General features: G+C 58.6%; 25 protein-coding genes. 15 read left to right on the top strand and 10 right to left on the bottom strand.

Annotated elements, in window-relative coordinates:
• Positions 1-123: 123 nt before the first annotated feature.
• From CLH62_RS12085 to lhpI, 6 genes are all read left to right on the top strand, one after another.
• A complete protein-coding gene (locus CLH62_RS12085; RefSeq protein WP_099618400.1) occupies positions 124-912 on the top strand; it encodes an ABC transporter ATP-binding protein in 789 nt (262 codons plus the stop codon).
• Positions 902-1621 carry an ABC transporter ATP-binding protein gene (locus tag CLH62_RS12080; RefSeq protein WP_099618399.1) on the top strand — a complete coding sequence of 240 codons (720 nt, stop codon included), beginning with the start codon at positions 902-904 and terminating at the stop codon, positions 1619-1621. Before CLH62_RS12085 ends, CLH62_RS12080 begins: the two co-directional genes overlap by 11 nt.
• Before the next feature lie 81 nt (positions 1622-1702).
• Entirely contained in the window at positions 1703-2920 is a 1218-nt protein-coding gene (locus CLH62_RS12075; RefSeq protein ID WP_099618398.1) for an ABC transporter substrate-binding protein, read from the top strand.
• Positions 2921-2958: 38 nt separating this feature from the next.
• Positions 2959-3855, top strand: a complete 897-nt coding sequence (locus tag CLH62_RS12070; RefSeq protein WP_099618397.1) for a branched-chain amino acid ABC transporter permease — start codon at positions 2959-2961, stop codon at positions 3853-3855.
• 5 nt (positions 3856-3860) lie between these two features.
• Positions 3861-4781: a branched-chain amino acid ABC transporter permease gene (locus CLH62_RS12065; protein ID WP_099618396.1), complete on the top strand. Its 921-nt coding sequence runs from the start codon at positions 3861-3863 to the stop codon at positions 4779-4781.
• 5 nt (positions 4782-4786) lie between these two features.
• On the top strand, positions 4787-5725 hold the full coding sequence (gene lhpI, locus CLH62_RS12060; RefSeq protein ID WP_099618395.1) for a bifunctional Delta(1)-pyrroline-2-carboxylate/Delta(1)-piperideine-2-carboxylate reductase: 939 nt from the start codon (positions 4787-4789) through the stop codon (positions 5723-5725).
• On the opposite strand, the gene CLH62_RS12055 is transcribed toward lhpI, so the two are convergent.
• A complete protein-coding gene (locus CLH62_RS12055; RefSeq protein ID WP_099618394.1) occupies positions 5722-6669 on the bottom strand; it encodes a LysR family transcriptional regulator in 948 nt (315 codons plus the stop codon). The genes lhpI and CLH62_RS12055 overlap by 4 nt on opposite strands.
• 228 nt (positions 6670-6897) lie before the next feature.
• On the opposite strand from CLH62_RS12055, the gene CLH62_RS12050 reads away from it, so the two are divergent.
• Positions 6898-7848 (top strand): DMT family transporter, encoded by a 951-nt coding sequence (locus CLH62_RS12050; protein WP_099618393.1) that lies wholly within the window; start codon positions 6898-6900, stop codon positions 7846-7848.
• Here CLH62_RS12050 and CLH62_RS12045 read toward each other — a convergent pair.
• The 4 genes from CLH62_RS12045 to CLH62_RS12030 form a co-directional block, all read right to left on the bottom strand.
• Positions 7805-8233 carry a hypothetical protein gene (locus CLH62_RS12045; protein ID WP_099618392.1) on the bottom strand — a complete coding sequence of 143 codons (429 nt, stop codon included), beginning with the start codon at positions 8231-8233 and terminating at the stop codon, positions 7805-7807. The genes CLH62_RS12050 and CLH62_RS12045 overlap by 44 nt on opposite strands.
• A 151-nt stretch (positions 8234-8384) precedes the next feature.
• Entirely contained in the window at positions 8385-8969 is a 585-nt protein-coding gene (locus CLH62_RS12040; RefSeq protein ID WP_099618391.1) for a gamma-glutamylcyclotransferase, read from the bottom strand.
• 35 nt (positions 8970-9004) lie between these two features.
• Positions 9005-9628: a MarC family protein gene (locus CLH62_RS12035; RefSeq protein ID WP_099618390.1), complete on the bottom strand. Its 624-nt coding sequence runs from the start codon at positions 9626-9628 to the stop codon at positions 9005-9007.
• A 93-nt stretch (positions 9629-9721) separates the two neighbouring features.
• A complete protein-coding gene (locus tag CLH62_RS12030) occupies positions 9722-10726 on the bottom strand; it encodes a GlxA family transcriptional regulator (RefSeq protein WP_099618389.1) in 1005 nt (334 codons plus the stop codon).
• 112 nt (positions 10727-10838) lie between these two features.
• Here CLH62_RS12030 and CLH62_RS12025 point away from each other — a divergent pair, with 112 nt between their 5' ends.
• Entirely contained in the window at positions 10839-11747 is a 909-nt protein-coding gene (locus CLH62_RS12025; protein ID WP_099618388.1) for an alpha/beta hydrolase, read from the top strand.
• Between the two features lie 41 nt (positions 11748-11788).
• Here CLH62_RS12025 and CLH62_RS12020 read toward each other — a convergent pair whose 3' ends face one another.
• Positions 11789-12754, bottom strand: a complete 966-nt coding sequence (locus CLH62_RS12020; RefSeq protein ID WP_099618387.1) for a threonine ammonia-lyase — start codon at positions 12752-12754, stop codon at positions 11789-11791.
• 183 nt (positions 12755-12937) lie between these two features.
• On the opposite strand from CLH62_RS12020, the gene CLH62_RS12015 reads away from it, so the two are divergent.
• Positions 12938-13537 (top strand): nucleotidyltransferase domain-containing protein, encoded by a 600-nt coding sequence (locus tag CLH62_RS12015; RefSeq protein ID WP_099618386.1) that lies wholly within the window; start codon positions 12938-12940, stop codon positions 13535-13537.
• Entirely contained in the window at positions 13518-13943 is a 426-nt protein-coding gene (locus CLH62_RS12010) for a hypothetical protein (RefSeq protein WP_099618385.1), read from the top strand. Before CLH62_RS12015 ends, CLH62_RS12010 begins: the two co-directional genes overlap by 20 nt.
• A gap of 62 nt (positions 13944-14005) precedes the next feature.
• On the opposite strand, the gene CLH62_RS12005 is transcribed toward CLH62_RS12010, so the two are convergent.
• The gene (locus tag CLH62_RS12005) at positions 14006-15583 is read right to left on the bottom strand and encodes a flavin-containing monooxygenase (RefSeq protein ID WP_099618384.1); all 1578 of its coding nucleotides are present in this window, start codon (positions 15581-15583) and stop codon (positions 14006-14008) included.
• 484 nt (positions 15584-16067) lie between these two features.
• On the opposite strand from CLH62_RS12005, the gene CLH62_RS12000 reads away from it, so the two are divergent.
• The 3 genes from CLH62_RS12000 (at position 16068) to pntB (ending at position 19789) form a co-directional block, all read left to right on the top strand.
• Positions 16068-16700, top strand: coding sequence for a TetR family transcriptional regulator (locus CLH62_RS12000; protein ID WP_099618383.1), 633 nt, complete (start codon positions 16068-16070; stop codon positions 16698-16700).
• A 104-nt stretch (positions 16701-16804) separates the two neighbouring features.
• Complete coding sequence (locus tag CLH62_RS11995; protein WP_099618382.1) at positions 16805-18382, top strand: Re/Si-specific NAD(P)(+) transhydrogenase subunit alpha; 1578 nt, start codon at positions 16805-16807, stop codon at positions 18380-18382.
• Between the two features lie 12 nt (positions 18383-18394).
• Positions 18395-19789, top strand: coding sequence for a Re/Si-specific NAD(P)(+) transhydrogenase subunit beta (pntB, locus tag CLH62_RS11990; RefSeq protein WP_099618381.1), 1395 nt, complete (start codon positions 18395-18397; stop codon positions 19787-19789).
• Between the two features lie 64 nt (positions 19790-19853).
• Here pntB and bamE read toward each other — a convergent pair whose 3' ends face one another.
• Both bamE and CLH62_RS11980 read right to left on the bottom strand, forming a co-directional pair.
• Entirely contained in the window at positions 19854-20165 is a 312-nt protein-coding gene (gene bamE, locus CLH62_RS11985; protein ID WP_099618380.1) for an outer membrane protein assembly factor BamE domain-containing protein, read from the bottom strand.
• Positions 20166-20314: 149 nt separating this feature from the next.
• Entirely contained in the window at positions 20315-21427 is a 1113-nt protein-coding gene (locus CLH62_RS11980) for an NADH:flavin oxidoreductase (protein ID WP_099618379.1), read from the bottom strand.
• A gap of 90 nt (positions 21428-21517) precedes the next feature.
• On the opposite strand from CLH62_RS11980, the gene CLH62_RS11975 reads away from it, so the two are divergent.
• A complete protein-coding gene (locus CLH62_RS11975) occupies positions 21518-21988 on the top strand; it encodes a winged helix-turn-helix transcriptional regulator (protein ID WP_099618378.1) in 471 nt (156 codons plus the stop codon).
• 158 nt (positions 21989-22146) lie between these two features.
• Entirely contained in the window at positions 22147-22863 is a 717-nt protein-coding gene (locus CLH62_RS11970; RefSeq protein ID WP_099618377.1) for an OmpW/AlkL family protein, read from the top strand.
• A gap of 148 nt (positions 22864-23011) precedes the next feature.
• Here the strand turns inward: CLH62_RS11970 and CLH62_RS11965 are convergent, their stop codons facing one another.
• Complete coding sequence (locus tag CLH62_RS11965) at positions 23012-24322, bottom strand: DEAD/DEAH box helicase (RefSeq protein WP_099618376.1); 1311 nt, start codon at positions 24320-24322, stop codon at positions 23012-23014.
• Between the last annotated feature and the right edge of the window lie 205 nt (positions 24323-24527).

Raw genomic sequence — 24527 nt, 5'->3', positions numbered from 1 at the left:
TTACTTGATGTCAGTTCAATTGGCAGTATCTGCAACCTTTTCAGAAAAAAGAGTTTGAATAACAAATAATAACGAACCCTCGGCGCACCGGTCGCCAACTTGAAACGAAAGGGGTGTATTTCCGTGAACGACCAGGCTGCGGGCGAACAGACAACGCCTTCCCCGATCATCCTCGAAACCCGGAATCTGCAAAAGGATTTCAAGGGCTTTACCGCAATCAACAACGTCAACGTGAAAGTGGAGACGGGGAGCATCCATGCCCTGATTGGCCCCAACGGAGCAGGAAAAACCACGTTTTTCAACCTGCTGACCCAATTTCTCAAGCCCAGTTCTGGCCAGATTATCTACGACGGTCAAGACATCACCCACTCCCGACCCGCCGGCATTGCCCAACGAGGCATGATCCGCTCATTCCAGATCTCGGCGGTGTTTCCACACTTGTCCGCCCGCGAAAATGTACGCATTGCCCTGCAGCGCACACTGGGGGTTTCTTACCAGTTCTGGCGCTCCATGCGGGTACTGGACCAGTTGAATGAAGAGGCCCAGGCAACCCTGGAACTGGTGGAGCTGGGTTCCTTTGCCGACACCAAGGCCGTCGAGCTGCCTTATGGCCAGAAGCGGGCCCTGGAAATTGCCACCACTATCGCCCTCAAGCCCCGGCTGATGCTGCTGGACGAACCCACTCAGGGCATGAGCTCCGAGGATGTGGGCACAGTGACCGATCTGATCCGACGGGTGGTCGAAGGCCGCACCATCGTGATGGTGGAACACAACCTGAATGTGGTGTCCACCCTGGCCGACACCATCACTGTGCTGAACCGGGGCGAGGTATTGGCGGAGGGCGATTACGACACCGTATCCACCAACCCTGCCGTGATGGAAGCCTACATGGGGACCACCGATGCCGCCTGATCAACGCCCGGAGTTGCTCCGAATCGAAAACCTGCACGCCTGGTACGGCGAGTCCCACATTCTCCACGGCATGAACCTGACCCTGCACGAAGGCGAGGTGATTACGCTGCTCGGCCGCAACGGGTCCGGGCGCACCACCACCCTCAAGGCCATTCTAGGCCTGGTGGGCCGGCGCACCGGCTCGATCAAGATCCACGGCACCGAAATCATCGACATGCCCACACACCGGATTGCCCATGTCGGCAAGCTTGGCTACTGCCCGGAAGAGCGTGGCATTTTTGCTTCCCTCAATGTCGACGAAAACCTGGAGCTGCCCCCGGTGGTCGCCGAAGGTGGCCTTTCGGTGGACGACATCTACACCATGTTCCCGAACCTCAAGGAACGAAGGAAAAGCCAGGGCTCCAAACTCTCCGGCGGTGAACAGCAGATGCTGGCCATTGCCCGCATCCTGCGCACCGGTGCCAACCTGCTGTTGCTGGACGAAATCACGGAAGGGCTGGCCCCGGTAATCCTGAAATCCCTGGATCAGGTGATTCGCAAACTGCGGGAGAAGGGCTTCACCATCATCCTGGTGGAACAGAACTTTCGCTTTGCTGCGCCCCTGGCAGACCGCCACTACGTGATTGAGCATGGTCAGGTGGTGGAACAGATTGACGCCGCCGACCTTGAGGCCAAAAAAGAGCAGTTGAACAGGCACCTGAGTGTCTGATCCCGTGGGCCAGGGGCGCCACAAGCGCACCTACCCTGAATCTGAAAAGACCCTGAATCTAACAAGAAAAGGAATCCCACTATGTTGAAGCACTTGAAACAAGGACTGGCAAGCGCCGTTGCAGTGGCCACATTGGCGATGCCGCTCACCGCAACCGCTGAACTGACAGACGGCAAACTCAAAATTGGTGTACTCAGTGACATGTCCGGGGTTTACAAGGCCCTGGAAGGTCCGGGCGCCGTGATCGCAGCCAAAATGGCCATCGAGGACTTCGGTGGTTCCGTCCTGGGCCAACCGGTGGAGGTCATCTCCGCCGACCACCAGAACAAGCCGGACATCGGCGCCAGCACCGCCCGGGAGTGGATTGATGCCGAGGAAGTCGACATGATTACCGCCCTCGACAACTCCTCGGTGGCCCTGTCGGTGCAGGGACTGGCCAATGACAAAAAGGTCATTACCATGAACACCGGGGCGGGCACCACTGCCCTCACAGAGGAACAGTGCACGCCCTATGGCATCCACTATGTCTATGATACCCACGCACTGCCCGTGGGCACCGCCACGGCCATGGTCAAGAACGGCGGCAAGAGCTGGTTCTTTATCACCGCCGACTATGCCTTTGGTCATTCCCTGCGCGACAACACCGGCGCGGTCGTGGAGAGCCTGGGAGGCGAAGTGGTTGGCAACGTCAACGCACCGCTGTCCACCAACGACTTCTCGTCCTATCTGCTGCAGGCTCAATCCTCCGGTGCCGACGTCATCGGCCTGGCCAACGCCGGGCAGGACACGGTGAACGCGATCAAACAGGCCAACCAGTTCAGGATCGTGCAAAGCGGGCAGAAACTGGCGGGTATGCTGGTGTTCATCACCGACGTGCACAGCATGGGCCTGGACATTGCCCAGGGCCTGCAATTCACCACCGCCTTCGTGTGGAACCAGAACGACGAAACCCGGGCCTGGTCGGAGCGCTTCTTTGAACGCCACGGCGCCATGCCCACCATGGTGCACGCCGGCGTTTACTCCGCCGTCACCAACTATCTGAAAGCCGTCAAGGAGACCGGTACCGACGACAGCGATACCGTTCGCGCCAAGCTGGGCGAAATGACCCTGAACGACATGTTTGTGAAAGACGGATCCATCCTCCCAAACGGTACCATGCTGCACGACATGTACCTGGTGGAAGTGAAGAAGCCCGAGGAATCCGAAAGCGAATGGGATCTGCTGAGAGTGGTATCGAAGATTCCGGCGGATCAGGCATTTATTCCGCTGTCCGAATCCAAATGTTCATTAGTTAACTAACGGTAGAACCGACCACTGCTTTCGGGGAGATAGCCAACGTGTCGATACAGGTCATACTGGCCCAGGCGCTGCTTGGGCTGAACGTGGGTGTGTTTTACGCCATGTTGAGCCTGGGGCTGGCGGTGATATTCGGCTTGCTGAATATCATCAACTTTGCCCATGGCGCCATGTACATGCTGGGGGCGTTCATCGCCCTCATCGGCTACTCTCTCCTGGAGCAATGGTTCGGAATCAGCCTTCAGATCGGATTCTGGGCGTCACTGCTGGTGGCGCCCGTTATCGTCGGTATTCTAGGTGTTTTGATTGAACGCCTGATGCTCAAGCGGCTCTACGAGCTCGACCACATTTACGGGCTGCTGCTCACTTTTGGCATCACGCTCATCCTGCAGGGCCTGTTTGCCAACTACTTCAACGTTTCTGGTACGCCCTATCCGGGCCAGCCCGAAGCGCTCAGTGGTGTGGTCAACCTCGGGTTCATGTACTTCCCCACCTACCGCCTGTTTGCCATCGTGTTTTCCCTGGTGGTCTGTTTTGCCACCTGGTGGGCGATTGAACACACCAAGCTCGGCTCCCGGTTGCGGGCCGGGGTGGAAAACCCCGACCTGACCCAGGCCTTTGGCCTGAATGTCCCCCTCATGGTTACCCTGACCTTCGCCTTTGGCGCTGGCCTGGCTGGCCTGGCCGGGGTGCTGGCCGCTCCAATCTACTCCGTCAGCCCGCTGATGGGGGCCGACCTGATCATCGTGGTGTTTGCCGTGGTGGTCATCGGCGGCATGGGCTCGATCATGGGTGCCATTCTGTCTGGCCTCGCCCTGGGCCTGGTTGAGGGACTGACCAAGGTGTTCTACCCGCCCGCCGCCAGTACCGTTATTTTCTTCCTTATGGTGCTGGTGCTGCTGTTCCGCCCCGCCGGCCTGTTTGGTAAGGAGAAATAAGCGCCATGACCAACCGCATCCTCTTTATCATCATGCTGGTGGCAGGCCTGACCGCCCCCCTGTTCGCCTACCCGGTGTTCGTCATGGACCTGCTGTGTTTCGCACTGTTCGCCTGTGCCTTCAACCTGTTGCTGGGCTATGCCGGTCTGCTCTCGTTCGGCCATGCCGCGTTCTTTGGCGGCGCCGCCTACATTACCGGTTACGTCACCAAGGAATGGGGGTTTACCCCGCTGCTGGGCATACTCGCCGGGGCGGGGTTCGCCATGGTGCTTGGCGCGGCCTTCGGATTCCTGGCCATACGCCGCCAGGGCATATACTTCGCCATGGTGACCTTGGCACTGGCCCAGATCATTTACTTCCTGGCCCTGCAGATGCCCTTCACCGGCGGCGAGAACGGCCTGCAAGGCATTCCCAGGGGGCACCTGTTCGGCCTGATCGACCTGAACAACTCCCTCGCCATGTATTACTTCGTATTCGTCATCTTCCTTATTGGCTTCGGTATCATCTATCGCACCATCAACTCGCCATTCGGTGAAGTGCTGCAGGCGATCCGGGAAAACGAATCCCGGGCCCTGTCCCTGGGCTACGACGTGGATCACTTCAAACTGCTGGCCTTCGTGATATCCGCCACCCTGGCCGGGCTGGCCGGTGCCACCAAGGCCATCATTTTCCAGTTTGCCGCGCTCACCAACGCCCATTGGCAAACCTCCGGCGAGGTCATTCTGATGACCCTGGTGGGCGGTCTGGGCACGGTCTTCGGCCCGGTGGTTGGCGCCATCACGGTGGGTGCCCTCAGCCACGAGCTGTCCGCTTTCGGCTCTTGGGTACAGGTGATACTCGGCACCATATTCGTGGTCTGCGTTATGGTATTCCGACGCGGTATCATTGGCGAAATCCAGCGACTGGCCAGTCGTAAACAGGGTTAAGGTCTATGCGAGTTATTTCTGCACAAGAGGTGGCCGGCGCGCTGGCATGGCCGGCACTGATCGAACGTCTCGCCACCACCTTTCGCGAGGGCGTGAAAGCGCCGCCAAGACACCATCACGCCATGCACCGCCCAGACGGTGAGGCCACCATGCTACTGATGCCGGCCTGGGAAGAGGCCGGTTACATCGGCATGAAAATGGTCAACGTGTTTCCCCAGAACGCCAACGCCGGCCTGCCTGCCATCTCGGGCCTGTACATCCTGTGCGAGGGCCAGCATGGCACGCCGCTCGCCTGTATCGACGGCAGCGCCCTGACCAGCAGGCGTACCGCCGCAGCCTCAGCCCTGGCGGCCCGCGAACTGGCACGGCAGGATGCCGAATCGCTACTGGTGGTCGGCACCGGCAAACTGGCACCGATGCTGATCGAGGCTCACGCGGCCGTTCGCCCCATCCGCAGAGTGCGGGTCTGGGGCCGAAACCCGGACAAGGCAACAGCCCTGGCCGACAAATTCCGGGACCGGTTCGACTGCGAGGCGGTGACGGATCTCGAAACCGCCGCACCCCAAGCAGACATCATCAGCTGCGCAACCCTGTCGACCGAACCGCTGATCCGGGGTGAATGGCTGCGACCTGGCAGCCATCTGGATCTGGTGGGCGCATTCCGGCCATCCATGCGTGAAACCGACAGCCAGTGCCTGGCCCGCAGCCAGGTCTTTGTGGACACCTACGCAGGCGCCCTGGGCGAGGCTGGCGATATTCTCCAGGCCATCGACGAAGGGGTGTTCAGCAAGGCAGACCTGCAGGCCGAACTGGCGGAACTCCTGCGAGGCGAGAAACCGGGACGCACGAGTGATGACGCCATCACCCTGTTCAAATCCGTGGGTGCCTCACTGGAGGACCTGGCCGCCGCCATCGAAGTCTGGGAAGCTCTCAAGGGCGGCTAATCCGCCTCACCCCGAAGCCCGCCCTCGATGGCCTGACTCACCAGCCAGCGGCGCAACAACTGAATGCCCCGCTCACCGCGCCGGCTGGTTTTCCAGGCAAAGAAAAACTCGTCCCCGGTCATCACTGGATGGCAGGGCAGCCTGACGAAATCCTCGGAATCCTTGCGGGTGCTTAGCATGTAATCATTCGTGAGCGCGATGCCCTGATGAAAACGCGCCGCCTCCAGCGCCAGCAGCATATGACTGAAATGCTGGACCCGAGCGCCCACGGGAATGTCCCGCTCTACCGCCCTGTACCACACCTCCCAGTCTCCCGCCGGTTTCTCGAAAATACTGTGGGTCGACAACAACGGAAACCGCGCGACATCCTCCGGTGTCAGCAGAGCCTCTTCCCCATCCGATCCCGAACGCCCGAGTTCGCGCCGGATTTTTTGCCAGTAGTCCTGACTGCAGACCGGAAACAACCGCTCCACATAGAGCAACTCATAGCTGTACGCCGACGACCCCCTGCCAACCGTAATAAAACAGTCTGCCACCCGATCGGACAGCACCGGATTGGCGCTACTCATCTCCAGTGCCAGATCCAGTTGCGGGTGCGAGCGGTGTAATTCCGGCAACCGTGGCACCAGCCAGCGCACCGCAAACGAACTGAACACCGACAGCCGCAACCGCGATTCTTCATGGCCCAACAACTGCTCGCTGGCCCGTTCAATCTGCAGCAGGGCTGAACTCACTGCATCAAGATACTGCCGTCCCTCGTCGGTCAACGACAGCGTTCGGCCACTGCGCCAGAACAGTTGCTCCCCCAGATAGGTTTCCAGCTGTTTGATCTGGTGACTCACGGCGCTCTGGCTCACCGCCAGCTCCTCGGCAGCGAGTGAAAAGCTGTTGAGACGGGCAACGGCTTCGAATACGGGCAGGGCTTTCAGGGGTGGCAGTTTCATTATCTAATTTTCTAATAGCGATCAAATAAAGATCATTTTATCGGATATTAAAACCCAAATAGAATCTCAGTGCGAGTCAGGGGAGCCCGGGCAGGAAATGGCTTCCGAAAATGCTTGGAGCCATGGATGGCGGAAAGCAAGCGTACAGGGATGTACTTGCAGCGGTTTTCGGAAGCCATTTCCTGTCTGGGCTCATGCACCCAGAGTTTTAGAACGGAGGGAAAGAATATGTCAGGAAAAACCGTAAACAGTGCCATTCTGCTGCTGATCATCGGCAATGCCATGGCGTTGATTTCTGACGTATTCATCAAACTGCTCGAGCCCGGCGCCCCGGTGTTCCAGTTTGCCTTCCTGCGCTGCCTGATCACCCTCGGATTTCTGCTGCCGCTGGCAAAGCAGCTGGACCGGAACCACCTGTTCTCTGGCCTGAAAATCCACGCTTTCCGGGCCCATATCCACCTGGCGGGCATCCTCTGCATGGTCATTGCCCTCGGCAACCTGCCCCTGGCAACCGCCAACGCCGTCTTCTACGCAGCGCCCATTCTGGTCATGGTGCTCTCCGTTATCCTGTTCCGGGAAAAACTGACCCCGCTAAGCGTGACCGCCGTGTTCAGCGGCTTTGCCGGCATCGTACTGATCCTACGGCCGGTCGAGTTCAACTGGGCCGCCGTCGCTGCGCTGGCAGCCGCTTTTGCCCTGGCCATCAACGCCGTGATGGTCCGCCAGCTGCCGAAGCAGCAAAGCACCGTCCACAAACTGTTCCTGAACTACCTGCTGATTCTGCCAGCGGCGGGTGCCCTGGCCTGGTGGGAAGGCGCTCCCTGGGATTCCGGTATGCTCATCAGCGCCATGGGTTCCGCCCTGTTCATACTGGGCTACAACATCACCGTACTGCTAGCCTATCGCCAGGTGGATGCCAACCAGGTCACCAGCGCCGAATACACCGGGCTGATCTGGGCCGTGGGCATTGGCTGGATCTGGTTCGGAGAAGTGCCGGACCTCTGGTTCCTGGCCGGCAGCCTGATGATCGTGGTGCCGCTACTGCTGATCGGCCTGCAGCAACGACGCAGGTCACCGGCCCGGGGCTTCAATCCTGCCCCGGAACCAGAGTGGCGGCAAGGCCGTGGCGCCTCACTCAGCGGCGGGAAGATTCAACCAGTACGTGAGTGTCGTGAATGATCCGGCCGATTCGGGCCTCAGGTGGTAGCCCGTCGCTGTAGCCCAGTCTGATACGGTAATGGCCGGAATGGTGCCGGTCATACCTGTCGTATCTGTCCCGGTAAACATCACGCTTGTGCTTCTTGCCAGAATAATGATGGCGGTCGTTGCGGCTGTGATGTTTACGGTCCCACTTCTGGTGCTTGCGCTGGTGGTGGTGGCGACCGTAATGGTCACGGCGATAGTGCGCCTGCAGGAATTTTTTCTGGTGGCCCAGCGGCATGGCCTGGCCCCGTTCTTGGTGCTTCTGCCAGCCCGAACCGCGGCGGTTGTCGTCATCGGCCATCGCCGGAGCGGACACCATCAGGAACGCCGTCACCAGGCTTCCAATCAACAATCGCTTCATGATGATTCTCCCGTCTTTTTCAGAGACAGATACCGCACCCGGCCCCACTGCCGAATGCCTCTGAACCCAGATTAACGAACCGGGAGAGAATGTCAGTGCCTCCAGGCAGGCTTTGCAGGATCTTTACGCAAAGCCCTGTCTCCTTGACGTTTTAGCCGGTGGAAGTGTCGCTTCCCCCGGCAGAGCGCAGGTGGGACTCAATCGCAAAGGTGTGGGGACAATCGGCGCCAAGGGCACGAAGCGATTCCGCCAGCCTCAGCAGATACTCCGAATTAGCGCCGCTAGGACCGGACGCGACGGCAATCTGACGGGCGATGTCCGCGTCCGGCGCGTGGCCCAGGAAGGCCTCGTTGTCTTCGGTGGCAATGTAAACCAGCCCCTCGGCATGACTGCCATCCTCAAACGTAAGAGTGGTGCTGAAGCGCAGGTAACCGTTCTTCTCCCGCACATCCAGATGCTCGAACACATTGGGCGACACCCGGAATGCCATGCCCTTACAGACAGCCCCGGGCGTCTCCACCAGGGTCACCACCCGTCCGGGAGCCTCCGGCGTGCCCCGGTGATCGTGAGAACCCTGCCAGAACCGCCGCTCCCAGCCACGAATCGAGGCCGGGCGCTGCTCCAGGAATGGGAAATCCACCTTGTAGATCAGCGAGCCATAACCGAACAGCCAGATCGACTCAACGCCGGCGAAGTTGTACCGGTTGCGATTGTGCTCAATGGTGTTGGCCGACATCACGGACCCCCCAGCGGAAAACGACCGGAAATACTCTAGGTGGTGGCAATGAATCCCGCAATGCCCGTCAGCACAATTTCAGCTGCCATGGCGGAGAGAATCAGCCCACTGATTTTCGAGAGGATGTTGAGGCCGGTCTTGCCGAGTACCTTTTCCAGATAGCCCGATAGCTGCAGCAGCACTGCCAGGATCAACAACCCGGATACCAGCCCGAGAAGCCCGCCGGTCACTTCGGCCACGGTTTTCAGCTCCGCCCCGTACACCAGAATCGCACCTATGGTTGCCGGGCCAATCATTACCGGAATCGCCAGGGGTACCACGGCAATGTCATCACGATCTTCATCCGGCAAGCCGGTGGCGTGATTGCGGGTGCCACTGGTGACCAGACTGATGGCAGTCAGGAACAGCAAACTGCCTGCGCCGATCCGGAAGGAGCTAAGGGTGATGCCAATAGCGCTGAACAGCAGCGGGCCGGCAAAGAACAGAATCACGCCCAGAACAAACGCCGAGACGCAGGCGCGGCGAATGATCGACGTCTTCTCGGCCGCCGGTAATCCCCGGGTCAGTGCGAGGAACATGGTCACCACAAAAAAGGGCGCCAGCAAAAACAGAAAGCGAATGGTGCTACTGATAAAGGTGGAGAAAAACGTCTCAAGCATTCGGGGCATTCCAGGGTTCAAAGAAAGCCGGTAAGCATAGCTTGCTACAACGTTTTTTGCCGTACGGAAGTGAACGTATGAGATGCCAGCCCATTACACTGCCATGGGCGTCACATAGCTGAAGCGCTTGCGATACTGTTCCATGGTGCAGCCCACGATCCGCTTGAACAAGCGCCGGAATGAACTGGCGTCCTCATAACCCACGCTCCAGATAATCCGGGCGGTCTGCTCGCGGCTCGACTCCAGTTTGTGTTTGGCGGCTTCAATCCGCAAATGCTGGAGATAGCCGATGGGTGTCTCTCCGGTCGCCTCCTTGAACCGGCGCTTGAAGGTTCGTGTGCCCAGGCCGGCCACTTCCGCGACATCATCAATACCGACCGGCTCGGAGTAATGCTGTTCCAGCCAGGTTTGCGCCTTGCGGATGGCGTCGTCCTGGTGGGCCTTGCGGCTGTAGAACGCCATGTAGGGTGTCTGTTCCACCCGGCGACCATCCAGAACCAGCATCTTGCTGCAGGCCAGTGCAACCGACGGTGAGGCGAAGCGTTCCACCAGGTAGAGGCACAAATCCACAAACGCCGTCGCTCCGCCAGCACAGATGATCTGGCCGTTATCCACCAGCAATTGGTCTTCCTCCAGACGGATATCGGGATAACGGTTCCGGAACTGCAGCGCTGCCCGCCAGTGGGTCGTGGCCACCTGATCCGCCAGCAACCCGGCCTCCGCCAGCACGAAGCTGCCGGTGCAGACACTTGCCAGCACAACGCCCCGGTCAAACGCCTGTCGAAGCCATCCGTGTAAGGGGATGGCCGGCGCCAGGGTGCGCTCCAGCAGGTCAGCGCTGACCGCAGCCTCCACTGAAGAACCCACCACGATAAGGTCTGGCTCGAAGTCTTCGCGGCGCACCGTCGGTGTTACCACGGCACCGCTGTAGCCACGGACCGGCTCGTTATCCACCGTCACTACCTGTCCGTTGAACAGAGGCTCCCCCCGAACACCCGGCACATGGGCACAGTAATTGGCCACGGTAAAGAAATCCATCACACCATGCACACCGGAGGCATGGCAATTGGGTAAGGCAACGATAGCAATGTTGATCATTGATGATTGGCCCGTTTCGCACTTTATATGTCAAATATGACACTCCTGCTGGCCACCGGCAAGTCCTAACCTGAAGCTGTCATCCACCAGCGCACGAAGAAGGAGTTTCTCCATGACTTCACAACTGAACACCCAATCAGAAATCTTCCGCCCGACCAGCCAGGCCAGGACACCCGCAAACCTGGGGCTCTCGGCCACCCGGCTGGCGCTGAAACTTTACGGCCGGGTGTCGCCCCGGAAAGCGGGTCGGCTGGTGCACCACATGGCGTTCAGGCCATCCCGGCTCCCGATGCCAATCCGCTACGAGCATTTGCTGGATAACGCCGACAGCTACACCCAGCTGCAGCATGGTTCACGCATTATTCCGGTGTTCTCCTGGGGTCAGGGGCCGGTGATTCTCGGTGTCCATGGCTGGGCAGGCGCGGGCATCCAGTTCGGCGCCTGGATTGAACCATTACTGGAGGCGGGCTACCGTGTCGTCCTCTTTGACGCTCCCGCCCACGGTCGAGCCCAGGGGGAAAGCACCGACCTGTTCGAAATGGCCGACGTCATCACCCGCGTGGCCGCCAGTGTCGGCCGGGTGCATGGTGTGCTGGCTCACTCCATCGGTTGCATCGCTGTGGCCAGGGCCATCGCAGACGGCCTGCAGCCCAGTTATCTGGCCATGCTGGCACCCCCGGCCAGCGTGACCGCCGTGATGAAGAACCTGGGCCGGCAACTGGGACTGAGTCCGGAGGTCCTGGCTGTCCACCTTCAACTGATGGAAGAGCGTTTCGGCCCATCGGTATGGGACCAGCTGGATCTGGAGGCCCTGTCCCAGACACTTGGCCAGCGGGGTCTGATTGTCATCGATGACGACGACACGTCCATTTCACCGGCTGAAAGCCAGCGAGTGGTCGAAAACTGGCACAGCGCGAATGTATTACGCACCAGCGGACTGGGTCATAACCGCCTGTTGTGGAGCCCGATGGTCGTGGATACCGTGCTCCGGGATCTGGGCCGGCCTGTTCACTCCGTCTGATCGCTTCGTTCAGGCCAGGCTGGCAGACAGAGCTGGCCAGATCACCGGCACTGACAGACCTGCTCCAGATCCATATTGCCACCGGTGATAATGAGAGCTGTCGCCCGCCCCGGGGCCAATGGAACCCGGTTCTCCAGCAAGGCCGCGAGGCCGACGCTGGCTCCGGGTTCCACATAAAGCCGGGCCTCGGTCAGCAGCCGTCGTGTGGCCTCCCGAATACCTGCCTCGGAAACCGTTACAATCCGGTCCACCACCTGGCAGGAGGCGGCATAGGTGCAATCTCCCACCACCGCCGGTGCCAGACTCGCGGCCCAGGTGTCCACTGAGTCAAGGCTGGCAGCGGAATCCTGATGGTGCCAGGCGTTGAACATGGTGGCCGCGCCCTCAGGCTCGACACCAATCAGTTCGACGTCCGGTCGCTGCGCCTTGATGGCCAATCCCAGCCCGGAAATCAGGCCGCCACCGCCAATCGGGCACAGCACGCGCTCCACATCCGGCTGTTGACGCAACAACTCCAGGCCCACGGTACCCTGCCCGGCCATGATGCGAACGTCGTTGTAAGGGTGGACCAGAGTCAGCCCTTTCTGATCCCGAAGGTCATGACACAGAGCCACCGCCTGCTGGATAGTGCCCTGAACAATTACCTCGGCACCCAGCTCACGGGTGCGGCTGATTTTCAGTGGGCTGGAGCCTTCGGGCATGACCACGGTGAGCGGCACACCCTGCATGGCCGCTGCCCACGCCAGGGCGATGGCATGGTTACCGGCTGACACCGTCACCAGACCGGCACTGAGTTCATTCTCGCTGGCGGTCATCAGCCAGTTCAGGGCACCCCGGGCCTTGAAGCTGCCGGTGCGCTGAAGGCTTTCGCACTTCAAACCCAGCGGCTGGCCCATGGCGGCATCCAAGTCAGGCACATTCAATAGCGGCGTTTCGCCCAGTTGTTGTCGAATACGCTGCTCTGCCTCCAGAATTTGGGGCTGGTCAGGAAGGGTTGGCTTGGTCATGGTGTGCTCTCCTGCTGCTTCCCTTATGTAAACCATGGTGCACGAACGACTGGCTATCAAGATACATTGACCAGCTGGAATCGGATGCAGAAACAGATGCCTTGCATATACCCAAAGTGGGTATAAAATTACCCAAATTAGGCATTAATCTGAAAGAACGCGATAAACACCGGTGGTCCCTCAATGTCTTCAAACTCCAGCCTTGCGGATGCCTTGTTTTCAGGCACCCGGCAAAAAGTGCTTGGCCTGCTGTTCATGCAGCCTGATCAGGACTTTTCACTAGCCGAATTAATCGAACGGGCAAAGGCCGGCTCCGGGGCAGTTCAGCGGGAAGTAGGTCGATTCGTGGACAGCGGATTGGTCACTGTCGAGATCAAGGGGCGCCAGAAGCGCTATAGAGCCAATCACGACGCGCCGATCTTTCCGGAATTGTGCTCTCTGGTTGCCAAAACCCTCGGGCCGGCTCAAGTAGTCAAGAATGCCCTGAGCGCCATGGACAGTGAAATCGACCTGGCATTGGTCTACGGTTCGGTTGCCAAAAACACTGATCGGGCGGACAGTGACATCGACCTTATGCTGGTTTCTGACACATTAACCCTCGAAGATGTGTTTACCGCACTGGAGCCGGTGGAGCAGGAGCTGTCGCGGCCCGTGAACCCAACACTCTACACCAGGCACGAATTTGAAAAGCGTCGGAACAACGACAATCCGTTTATAAGAAAGGTACTGAATGGACCGTACCTGCTATTGAAGGGAATCATTGATGAACAAGGAAGCACTTGAGAATCTGGTCAACATTCGCAAACTTCATCACGAAGTAGCTGATGCCCGCGAGGTAACTGGCCTTATCCAATCCGGCAGTATCCGACTGCAAGACGCACAACTGGAATCACTGAGCCTGGAAAGCCGCTTTGATCTGACTTATAACGCCGCTCATGCCTTGTCACTCGCATCACTGCGTCATCTCGGATATCGCTCTGACAACCGATACCTTGTTTTTCAATGTCTGCAGCACACATTGGACCTTCCTTCCGCGAAATGGCGCATTCTTGATCAGGCCCACCGCAAACGGAACCTCGCGGAATACGAGGGCTTTATTGACGTGGATGAAAGCCTGGTTGCAAGCCTAATCCGGGTTTGTGAGGAAGTGAGGTTGGCGGTCCGTGAGCTAACGGAGAATGGTGATTAGTCGGATCTTACCCAATATGGGCAATTTAATGCCCATATTGGGTAGCATGTCGATCAGGTAACTTACAACACTGGAGCGGCCTCGCCTACTTCGACGGCCTCCGGCTCACACATATACCGCCCCGCATCAAACCGTTTTGTCTGCTGGCGGAACTGCCAGGTAAAGCCTGGCCACAGCGTGGTGTTCTTGCCATTTTCGTTCACGTACCAGCTCTTACAGCCGGTCTGCCAGACTGAATCGCCAAGTTTTGCGTGAATCGAGGCGTTGTATTGGCTCAGGGCGTCGTCCTTCACTTCCACGCTTTTCCAGCCGTGCTTGTCCATCTTCTTCAAGGCATCCAGCACGTATCGGATCTGGCTTTCGATCATGTACACCATCGAGCTGTGACCAAGTCCGGTGTTCGGCCCCATCAACATGAAGAAGTTGGGGAAGCCGCTTACCGTTGTGCCTTTGTAGGCTTCGGCGCCGTCCTGCCAGGCATCCAGCAGATCCTGACCGTTGCGGCCGAAGATCATGCCGGCGGGAATCGGATCCTGGGCCCTGAAGCCGGTGCCGTAGATGATGCAATCGACTTCCCGTTCATTGCCATTGCGATCAACAACGACACGGCCACGCACTTCACGGATACCATCGGTCAGAACATCCACATGATCCTGCGCCAGGGCCGGATAGTAATTGTTGGAGATCAGCACCCGTTTGCAGCCAAAGTGAAAATCCGGAGTGACTTTTTTACGCAATTCCCTGTCCGGAATCTGGTTACGAATGTGCCGGCGCGCCTGCAGCTCACCGAGCTTGAGAATGCGCGGATTGCCGACGAAGCCCAGCACCCGGGCCTCCAGCGTCCAGTAGATGCTCTGGCGAAACGCGTTCAGGGTCTGGGGCAGCATCCGGAATAGCCGTTTCTCCACTGGCCGTATTGCCCGGTCCGGCTTGGGCATAATCCAGGGCGGTGTGCGCTGGTAGAGATCCACCCGTGCCGCCTGTTTCACGACTTCCGGAACGAACTGAATCGCCGAAGCGCCCGTCCCGATGACCGCCACACGCTTGCCCCGCAAGTCGTAGTCGTGATTCCAGTTCTGGGAGTGGAAACGTTTGCCGGTGAAAGTCTCAATACCCTTGATGTCCGGGTAGGCCGGGGTACTTAATCCTCCCATTCCGGAGACCAGAATATCTGCCGTCAGGGCACTTAACTCGGGAAGCTTTTCATCTTTTCGATCCAGCCTGTCGCCAGGGTTCAGGCCCTGTTTCTGTCTATAGGCCCAGAGCCTGGCGCTGTCGCAGGTTTCCAGCTTCCAGGTCTGCGCTCTCTCATCAAACCGCGCTCCGGCGACATGGGTGTTCAGCCGGATATGCTTCATGAGGCCGTATTTCTCGGCACAATGCTTCAGGTAGGCCTTGATTTCATGCTGTTGAGCATACATCCGGCTCCACTCGGGGTTCTGTTCGAAGGAGAAGGAGTACAACGCCGACTGAACGTCACAGGCACACCCCGGATAGTGATTCTGGTGCCAGGTGCCGCCGATATCGTCACTCTGTTCCAGGATCACGAAGTCGTTGTAGCCGGCCTCCTTGAGTTTGATGGCCATGCCCAGGCCTGAGAAGCCGGTACCGATGATGGCGACCTGTGTGTTCTGTGTCATTGCTGCACTCCTGTGTTGGCCTTCTCGGCCTTGTCTGTTGTTGTCCGGCGGGTCATCATGACCGGTAGACACATGTATACACAGGTTGGTATACAACCGTATACTCTTGGCTCGGCGATTGGCCTCAGGTGACAGGTGGTTGACCTTATTAGCCTTCTTCCTCTGGTGGCTGGCGGATTGGGAAGGGGCTTTCTGAAACACGCTCCTTGCGGCACATCCATGTGACGCTTGGGCTCCGCCATCCATGGCTCCGCACAGTTTCAGAAAGCCCCTTCCCAATCCGCCGGTAAACTTCAGGTGGTATGGCCAAAAACAACGCAGAATGGATGGCAGGCCTTCTCTACTGTCCGGGAGCGGGTGTCGGGGCCACCTTCACAGACTGTTGGAGGCCATGGATGGCCGGAAACAAGCGTACAGGGACGTACTTGCAGCGTGTCTGTGAAGGTGGCCCCGACGCCCGCTCTTGCACCAAACCAGAGGAAAAATGAACGCATTAACCGGCGGAAAGCTGAAACTCATCCAAGCCGCGCTGCGGCTGATTACCGAAACCCGGAGCCTGACGTCGCTGGGACTGCGGGAGCTGGCCCGGGAGGCGGGGCTGAATCCGAATACGTTTTACCGGCATTTCAAGAGCCTGGACGAATTCGGTCTGCAGGTGCTGGGTTATATTGCCGAGGAGATGAAAGCCGGGGTGCGGGATTTGCGGCAGATGGCGGATTCTTCCGAGCAGGCATCGCGGGATACGGTGGCGTTTGTGTACCACTATTTCCTGGCTAATCCGGCGGCCACCACCGTGGCCGTACGGGAACTTCATGGCCCTTCGCCAGTACTGCGCCGGGCTCTGGAATCGCAGCTGGAGACCAGCGCCCGGGAAATGGCGGAGGATATTATCGATCGGAAACTGGTCAGTGCCGTACCGACGGAGATCGTTCATGAAATTTCCCGTATGACCATCCGCTACATTCTTTTCCGAGCCATGGATTATATTGAGAAACCGGCGCAGCGGGAGGCCATTCAGCAAGAAACCGAGCATTTCATCAACCGGCAGTTCCGGGGCGCGATGTTGGACCATCTTTCCCAGGCGGAAGTCGAGAGCCTGGCATTGAAACCTGGCTGACTGTTGGTTGAAGCCTTCATTTTCCGGGCATATCTGGCAACCTGCACTAGTATGTAGGTATCCAGGTAACTGGTTCATCGGGCAATCCGGAGGACATACCAACAATGAAAATCGGTATCCCCAGGGAAATTTTCAAGGACGAGCGAAGGGTAGCCGCCACACCACCTTCCGTTCACAAACTTATCGGGCTTGGCTACGAGGTAGTCGTTGAAAGCGGCGCCGGCGAGGCCGCGAATTACTCCGATCAGGCCTATGAGAAAGTGGGTGCGGCCATAGCGGTCGATACCACCTCGCTGTGGCAGGAAGCGGATTTCATCCTGAAAGTCCGTGCGCCGATGAAAAACCCCTCCCTGAACAAGCACGAAGTGGACCTGATGAAGGATGGGGCGTTTCTGGTCAGTTACATCTGGCCGGCGCAAAATCCGGAGCTGCTGGAAAAACTGGCGGCGAAGAAGATTACCTCGTTTGCCATCGACAGCCTGCCCCGCATCAGCCGTGCCCAGAAGATGGATGCCCTCAGCGCCATGGCCAACATTGCCGGCTATCGGGCGGTGATTGAGGCGGCCAATAATTTCGGGCGTTTCTTTACCGGACAAGTGACGGCGGCGGGCAAGGTGCCGCCAGCCAAAATTATGGTGATTGGTGCCGGTGTGGCGGGGCTTGCCGCCATTGGCGCCGCCAACAGCATGGGTGCCATCGTGCGAGCCTTTGATACCCGGCTGGAAGTGAAGGAACAGGTCGAGAGTATGGGTGCCGAGTTCCTGGTGCTGGATTTTGACGACGAAGACGGCAGCGGTGGCGGCGGCTACGCCAAGCAGATGAGCGACGAGTTCATCAAGGCGGAGATGGCGCTGTTTGCGGAGCAGGCCGAGGAAGTGGACATCATCATCACCACCGCGTTGATTCCCGGCAAGCCGGCCCCGAAACTGATCACTGCCGACATGGTGAAATCCATGAAACCCGGCAGCGTGATTGTGGACCTGGCATCGGAACGCGGCGGCAACTGCGAACTGACCGAGCCCGGCAAGGTCGCCCATCACCATGGCGTGACCCTGATCGGCTACACCGACCTGCCCAGCCGCATGGCCAAGGTGGCCAGCGATCTCTACGCCACCAATCTGGTTCACCTGCTTACCGAACTGACCCCGGAAAAGGATGGCCAGCCCCAGGTCAATATGGAGGACGAGGTCATTCGTGGCCTGACCGTGGTGCGGGAGAATGACATTACCTGGCCGCCACCCCAGCCGGAATCGCCGGTCAGCCCGAAGCCGGCACCGGGTACGGAAGAGCCGTCGGCGGCCGACAAAGCCGCTGCAAAGAAGGACGCCGACCGTCGCAGTCTTATTGGCAAGGGCGTCTTGCTGGTCGTGACGGCGCTGGCGCTTTATGGCGTTGGCGCCCACGCGCCGGAAAGCTTCCTGCGGCACTTTACAGTGTTCGTGCTGGCCTGCTTTATCGGCTGGCAGGTTATCTGGAACGTGACCCCGTCCCTGCACACCCCCCTGATGAGCGTGACCAACGCCATCAGCGGCATCATCGTAATTGGTGCCATGCTGCACCTGGCCCAGGCGGAGAACCTTGCCGTCGGAACCATGGCCTTTGTCGCGGTGCTGATTGCCAGCATCAACGTGGGGGGCGGCTTCCGGGTCACCCATCGCATGCTCAAAATGTTCCGCAGGTAGGAGGCGCCCGATATGAGCACTGGACTGGTGAGCGTGGCCTACGTGGTCGCAAGTATCTGCTTTATCCTCAGCCTGGGTGGCCTTAGCCACCAGGAATCTGCACGGCGAGGGAACCTCTACGGCGTCGCCGGTATTATCATCGCGGTGGGGGCCACCCTCGCCAGCGTGGGTGATGGCGGCATCATCGCCATCGTGATTGCGGTGCTGCTTGGCGCCGGTATCGGTATCCCCATCGCCAACAAGGTGGAAATGACCCAGATGCCACAACTGGTGGCCCTGCTGCACAGTTTTGTAGGCCTGGCGGCGGTACTGGTGGGCTTCTCCGGTTATATTGAGCCATTAATAGCAACGGCCGGAGCCGAACACACCATCAAGCTGGTGGAAGTGTTTGTGGGCATCTTTATCGGTGCGGTGACCTTCACAGGGTCGCTGGTGGCCTGTGGCAAGCTGGACGGCCGCATCGACAGCAAGGCGTTGACCCTGCCTGGCCGGCACCTGATGAACCTGGCAGCGATCATCGCCTGCGTATTGCTGGGGGCCTGGTTCCTGGGTACCGAGAGCATGGCGCTGGGAGTCATTGCCCTGGTGCTGATGACAGCCATCGCGTCGGTGCTCGGTATTCACCTGATCATGGCCATCGGCGGTGCCGACATGCCGGTGGTAGTGTCGATGCTCAACAGCTACTCGGGTTGGGCGGCGGCCTCCATCGGCTTCATGCTGGGCAACGACCTGCTGATTGTCACCGGTGCACTGGTAGGCAGCAGCGGTGCCATCCTCAGTTATATCATGTGCAAGGCCATGAACCGGTCCTTCATCAGTGTGATTCTTGGGGGCTTCGGCCAGACCACCAGCAGCTCAAGCGCCACCGATTCCGACCAGACAGTGCACGAATCCAGCGTGGATGATGTCTGCGAGGAGCTGCGCAATGCTGATTCGGTGATTATCGTGCCTGGTTACGGTATGGCGGTGGCTCAGGCCCAGAATGGCGTTAGTGATATGACGAAAATACTGCGCGAACGGGGCGTGAACGTGCGTTTCGGCATCCATCCGGTGGCCGGCCGACTGCCCGGGCACATGAACGTGCTGCTTGCGGAAGCCCACGTGCCCTACGACATCGTGCTCGAAATGGACGAGATCAACGCCGATTTCCCGGAAACAGACGTGGTTTTGGTAATTGGCGCCAATGACACCGTGAATCCGGCTGCCGCCGAGGATCCGGGCAGCCCCATTGCCGGCATGCCGGTTCTGGAAGTATGGAAGGCCCGACAGGTGGTTGTCCTTAAACGGGGCATGGCTACCGGTTATTCGGGCGTGGAAAACCCGCTGTTCTTCAAGGACAACACCCGCATGTTGTTCGGCGATGCCAAGGACAGCATCGATAAAGTGGTAGGTGGTTTGCGGGCCTGATTACTCGGGCACCTTTGGCAATGAACCGCCCGGTCGCCGAGCATGGCTCGGCGTATTCCGGGAGTTATTCGGTGGTGTTATACACGTAGGAGGAGACGGTTCCGTCCTGATTGAATCGCACCACAAGATCGGTGGTTTCGGCATCGCCGAAGGCAGACCACTTGTACTTGCCATAGGTCCAGGTACGTTTGCCATCCTCAATGCCGGTGCGCCAGGGCTCGCCGAACATTTCCTGAATGTCTGCCCGCGTGGTCTCACCAATCTGAATCTGATCGACGTTATGGGTGGCAAAATCCTTTCCCACCGTGGCGCAGCCCACCATGGCCGCCAGCATCAATGCCACCGACAGCGTTTTAACCGATCCAATAATCGACATACTGATCCCTCGTGTGTAAAAGACTTTCCTCATCATAGCGCGTTCAGATCCATACGCGATTACGAAGACGACAGGTTTTGCTTTCAGGTCGGCCACAAAAAAGCCGCAGGCCCGAGGGCACTGCGGCAAATTACGATCGAAGGGATCGATCAGTAAAGCTTGGCCAGAGACTTCTTGGCGAAGGATTCCACCTCGTTCAGGCGGCCTTCCTTCACTTTGATCAGCCACTCGGGATCCTGCAGAAGGGCGCGGCCCACGGCAATCAGCTCGAACTCGTGGTTGTTCATCCGCTCCACCAGCTCGTCAATACCGGCTTTCTCAACCGCTTCCTGCGTGCTGGCGAAGGTGCCGCTGATAAAGTCTTCAGTCAGCCCCACACTGCCAACGGACATGGTCGGCTTGCCGGACAGCTTCTGGGTCCAGCCAGCCAGGTTGAGGTCTGAGCCTTCAAATTCCGGTTCCCAGAACCGGCGGGTGGAAGCATGGAAAATGTCCACACCGGCTTCCACCAGCGGCTTCAGGAACTGTTCGAGCTGTTCCGGGCTGGTCACCAGCTTTGCTTCGTAATCCTGCTGCTTCCACTGGGAAAAACGCAGCATGATCGGGAAGTCCGGGCCAACCCGGTGGCGAACCGCTTCGACGATCTCCACCACGAAACGCAGGCGGTTCTCCATGCTACCGCCGTATTCGTCGTCACGCTGATTGGTGCCTTCCCACAAAAACTGATCCAGCAGGTATCCGTGGGCGCCGTGGATCTCTACACCGTCAAAACCCAGGGCCTTGGCGTCCTGCGCCGCATCGGCAAAGGCTGTTACCACATCCTCGATATCCTCTTTGGACATGGCTTTACCGTTAGGCTTTCCAGGGCCAAAAAGGCCGGAGGGACTGTAACCGGGAATCGAAGGATCAGGCGGAGTGCCTTCCTTGCGCACCGCGCCAACGTGCCAGAGTTGCGGAAAAATTGCTCCACCGGCTTCGTGCACGGCATCAACAACGTTTTTCCAGCCTTCCAGGGCATCGGAGCCATGGAATGCCGGCACATTGGGATAACCACTGGCAGCCGGGTGATTTACCGTGGTGCCTTCGGTAATAATCAGGCCAACGCCAGCCTCGGCGCGGCGCTGATAATAGGACACTACATCCTCGCCCGGCACACCATTGGGCGAAAAGTTGCGGGTCATCGGCGCCATGGCGACCCGATTCCGCAGCTTGAGGTTGTGGAGTTCAAAGGGTTCGAAAAGCGGGCCAAGATTCATGCTCATGATAATGTGCAACCTCACTAATTTGGTTTCGTTAAGCAACCCTATTAAATCTGGTTTTAAAATGCAACTCTATTCGGTACACTGCCCACCATGGCCAGAAAACGTTTTGATGACTCCAGTTGCTCCGTCGCCCGCGCCCTCAATGAAGTGGGTGACTGGTGGTCCCTGCTTATTGTGCTGCAAGCCATGTACGGCACCCGCCGGTTCGTGGATTTTCAGCAAGAACTGGGCATTGCCAAGAATATCCTTTGTGATCGCCTGGCCAGGCTGGTGGACAACCAGGTACTGCGCAAAGTGGATGTCGGCGAACACGGCTCCCGCTTTGAATACCGCCTGACCGAAAAAGGCCGGGACCTTTTCCCGGTGGTGATTGCCTTGCGCCAGTGGGGCGACAAGTGGAATCCCGCCCCGGACCAGACACCCCTGGACCTGCGCGACCGGGCAACCGGCCGCCCGATTCACACGGTTGAAGTCCAGAATGCCGACGGCAATCCGCTGACTATCCGCGACGTTTTCGTGGCGGACGAGCGCCTACCCGAAGGCAAAAAAGACTCTGTCTGACCATCCGCACTAACCGCAGCACCGACCCGTTTTTTGAGTTGCGTCAATCTGACGACCGAACCAGAATGCCTGCCTGGCCATTCTTGCGCTAAATCAAGTTTCATTTCTCCGAGGTCATTAATCTGAAGCCATCAACGATTCAGGTTAAGGAGATGGATATGTCCCGTACATTTAAACTTGGTGTTTTGGCTGCAGCCGTTATGGCTGCCGCTCCGGCTGTTCAGGCGTACGAAGCCGGTGATTTTATTGGTCGTGTTGGTGCTGTAACTGTTGACCCGGATTCTTCCAGCAGCAACTTGAACTCTGCTGCCCTTGGCGAGATTAACGGCGCTCAGGTAAGTGTTGATTCCAACACCCAGCTGGGTCTGACCGTGAGCTACATGTTCACTGATCAGATCGCTCTGGGCGTTCTTGGTGCGACCCCTTTCAGCCACGACATCGAAGGTGACGGATCTGTGCTGGGTGGGGCCGGAAAACTGGCTGAAACCAAGCATCTACCACCGACCATCACGGTACAGTATTTCCCCATGCCCAGCGGAAGCAAATTCCAGCCTTATGTGGGTGTTGGCGTAAACTACACCAACTTCTTTGAAGAAAAGACCACCCAGACACTGACCGATACCTATGCCAGTCTGGCTCCGGGCGTTACCCGCACCGACATTGAGCTTGACGACAGCTTCGGCCTGGCCGCCGAAATCGGCGCAGACTATATGATCACGGAGAACATCGGTGTAAACGCCGCTATCTGGTACGCTGACATTGATACCGAAGCCACCATCAATGCCTATGCTGGCAACACCAAAGCAGACACCAGCACCATCGACGTTGATATCGACCCCTGGGTTTACATGGTAGGCGTTTCTTACAAGTTCTAATCCCCGTGCCTCCGGCAGCCTCCATGGTCTGTGGGTTGCCGGAAGGTGCGTTCTCCTGTGCGGGGCCCTCCGGCCCCGCCTTTTTTTGTCTGCCAGAAACAGAAAGGCGGAGCATCTGCTCCGCCTTTCTGAACTGTCTTAATCTGCCTCAGGCACTCTGGCGCTGGGTTGACCGGCCTCGCTGGCCACCGCCATTCTGGCTCCGGCCAGCACTTCGGCCACCTGGCTTGTCGCCGAAGCTTCTCGGCTTGCCGCCGGGCCGGCCATTACCACCGCCGTTACGGGCGCGGCTGGGGTCTGCCTTGGCTTTCGGCTTCAATGGCAGGTTATTGGTCGGCTCGAAGCCTTCCATGCTCTTGCGCGGCAACTGCTTCTTGATCAGCCTTTCAATGCCCGCCAGCATTTTGCCCTCATCGGCACTGACCAGCGACAGCGCATGACCACTCTCACCAGCACGACCGGTACGGCCGATACGGTGCACGTAATCTTCCGGCACGTTCGGCAGTTCAAAGTTCACCACCTGGGGCAATTGCTTGATGTCCAGGCCCCGGGCAGCGATATCGGTAGCTACCAGCACACGCACTTCGCCAGCCTTGAAGTCAGCCAGAGCGCGGGTGCGGGCACCCTGTGACTTGTTGCCGTGGATGGCGGCGGCGGTGATGCCGTCTTTTTCCAGCTTCTGGGTCAGGCGGTTTGCGCCGTGCTTGGTGCGGGTAAACACCAGCACCTGCTCCCAGGCATTGTCACGCACCAGCTTGCTCAGGAGCGCGGTTTTCTGGCTCTGATCCACCGGGTACACCGACTGAACGATGTTGTCAGCCGACGTGTTCCGGGCAGCAACTTCTACCTGCACCGGATTATTCAGCAAGCCTTCAGCCAAGCCCCGGATCTCGCTTGAGAAAGTAGCCGAGAACAGCAGATTCTGGCGCTTGGCCGGCAACAGCGCAAGAATCTTGCGAATGTCGCGGATAAAGCCCATGTCCAGCATACGGTCGGCTTCGTCCAGCACCAGAAATTCCACTTCGTTGAAGCGCACGGCGTTCTGCTGGTACAGGTCCATCAAGCGGCCCGGTGTGGCCACCAGAACGTCGACGCCTTTACGCAGCTTCATCATCTGCGGATTGATTTTGACACCGCCAAAAACCACTGCGGCTTTGGTGGGAACGTATTTGCTGTAAAGGTTCACACTGTCGTGAACCTGCGCTGCCAGCTCCCGTGTTGGCGTCAGAATCAACGCGCGGGGGCCTTTTCCGCTGCGCGGGTTATCAGCCAGGCGCTGCAAGATAGGCAGTGTAAATCCGGCAGTTTTGCCAGTACCAGTCTGGGCTGCAGCCATCACATCCCGGCCAGACAAAACCGCAGGAATCGCCTGAAGCTGAATGGGGGACGGGGTATCGTAACCCTGATCGGAAGTGGCACGGACCAGCTGCTCGGACAAACCGAGTGAAGAAAAACTCATATAAGATCAACTCTTGATTGTTCTGCCTCCACGAACACCGTTCTCGGCGAATGCGGGCAGATGCCATGAAAATTCATGGAAAAAAAGACGACTACAGTCACGCGCCGGTAACGGGGTGACGTCCTCTGACAGGTCGTATGGATAGGTCGCACGAGGGCTTAAAGCCTTAAACTGCGGAATCCCTAGAGGCAGGATGCAGGCACAT

The sequence above is a fragment of the Marinobacter guineae genome, from assembly GCF_002744735.1.
In the GTDB taxonomy this organism is placed as follows: domain Bacteria; phylum Pseudomonadota; class Gammaproteobacteria; order Pseudomonadales; family Oleiphilaceae; genus Marinobacter; species Marinobacter guineae.
This window is presented reverse-complemented; position numbering and strand designations above follow the sequence as displayed.

Excerpts from the sequence above, each read along its gene's own strand:
- CLH62_RS12020 (WP_099618387.1), bottom strand. The coding sequence starts at position 12,754 with ATGACCAAGCCAACCCTTCCTGACCAGCCCCAAATTCTGGAGGCAGAG.
- CLH62_RS12030 (WP_099618389.1), bottom strand. The coding sequence starts at position 10,726 with ATGATCAACATTGCTATCGTTGCCTTACCCAATTGCCATGCCTCCGGT.
- CLH62_RS12005 (WP_099618384.1), bottom strand. The coding sequence starts at position 15,583 with ATGACACAGAACACACAGGTCGCCATCATCGGTACCGGCTTCTCAGGC.
- CLH62_RS11995 (WP_099618382.1), top strand. The coding sequence starts at position 16,805 with ATGAAAATCGGTATCCCCAGGGAAATTTTCAAGGACGAGCGAAGGGTA.
- CLH62_RS12010 (WP_099618385.1), top strand. The coding sequence starts at position 13,518 with ATGAACAAGGAAGCACTTGAGAATCTGGTCAACATTCGCAAACTTCAT.
- CLH62_RS12065 (WP_099618396.1), top strand. The coding sequence starts at position 3,861 with ATGACCAACCGCATCCTCTTTATCATCATGCTGGTGGCAGGCCTGACC.
- bamE (WP_099618380.1), bottom strand. The coding sequence starts at position 20,165 with ATGTCGATTATTGGATCGGTTAAAACGCTGTCGGTGGCATTGATGCTG.
- CLH62_RS12035 (WP_099618390.1), bottom strand. The coding sequence starts at position 9,628 with ATGCTTGAGACGTTTTTCTCCACCTTTATCAGTAGCACCATTCGCTTT.
- lhpI (WP_099618395.1), top strand. The coding sequence starts at position 4,787 with ATGCGAGTTATTTCTGCACAAGAGGTGGCCGGCGCGCTGGCATGGCCG.
- CLH62_RS12080 (WP_099618399.1), top strand. The coding sequence starts at position 902 with ATGCCGCCTGATCAACGCCCGGAGTTGCTCCGAATCGAAAACCTGCAC.
- CLH62_RS12000 (WP_099618383.1), top strand. The coding sequence starts at position 16,068 with ATGAACGCATTAACCGGCGGAAAGCTGAAACTCATCCAAGCCGCGCTG.
- CLH62_RS12050 (WP_099618393.1), top strand. The coding sequence starts at position 6,898 with ATGTCAGGAAAAACCGTAAACAGTGCCATTCTGCTGCTGATCATCGGC.
- CLH62_RS12015 (WP_099618386.1), top strand. The coding sequence starts at position 12,938 with ATGTCTTCAAACTCCAGCCTTGCGGATGCCTTGTTTTCAGGCACCCGG.
- pntB (WP_099618381.1), top strand. The coding sequence starts at position 18,395 with ATGAGCACTGGACTGGTGAGCGTGGCCTACGTGGTCGCAAGTATCTGC.
- CLH62_RS11975 (WP_099618378.1), top strand. The coding sequence starts at position 21,518 with ATGGCCAGAAAACGTTTTGATGACTCCAGTTGCTCCGTCGCCCGCGCC.
- CLH62_RS11970 (WP_099618377.1), top strand. The coding sequence starts at position 22,147 with ATGTCCCGTACATTTAAACTTGGTGTTTTGGCTGCAGCCGTTATGGCT.
- CLH62_RS12045 (WP_099618392.1), bottom strand. The coding sequence starts at position 8,233 with ATGAAGCGATTGTTGATTGGAAGCCTGGTGACGGCGTTCCTGATGGTG.
- CLH62_RS12040 (WP_099618391.1), bottom strand. The coding sequence starts at position 8,969 with ATGTCGGCCAACACCATTGAGCACAATCGCAACCGGTACAACTTCGCC.
- CLH62_RS12025 (WP_099618388.1), top strand. The coding sequence starts at position 10,839 with ATGACTTCACAACTGAACACCCAATCAGAAATCTTCCGCCCGACCAGC.
- CLH62_RS11965 (WP_099618376.1), bottom strand. The coding sequence starts at position 24,322 with ATGAGTTTTTCTTCACTCGGTTTGTCCGAGCAGCTGGTCCGTGCCACT.
- CLH62_RS12055 (WP_099618394.1), bottom strand. The coding sequence starts at position 6,669 with ATGAAACTGCCACCCCTGAAAGCCCTGCCCGTATTCGAAGCCGTTGCC.
- CLH62_RS12075 (WP_099618398.1), top strand. The coding sequence starts at position 1,703 with ATGTTGAAGCACTTGAAACAAGGACTGGCAAGCGCCGTTGCAGTGGCC.
- CLH62_RS11980 (WP_099618379.1), bottom strand. The coding sequence starts at position 21,427 with ATGAGCATGAATCTTGGCCCGCTTTTCGAACCCTTTGAACTCCACAAC.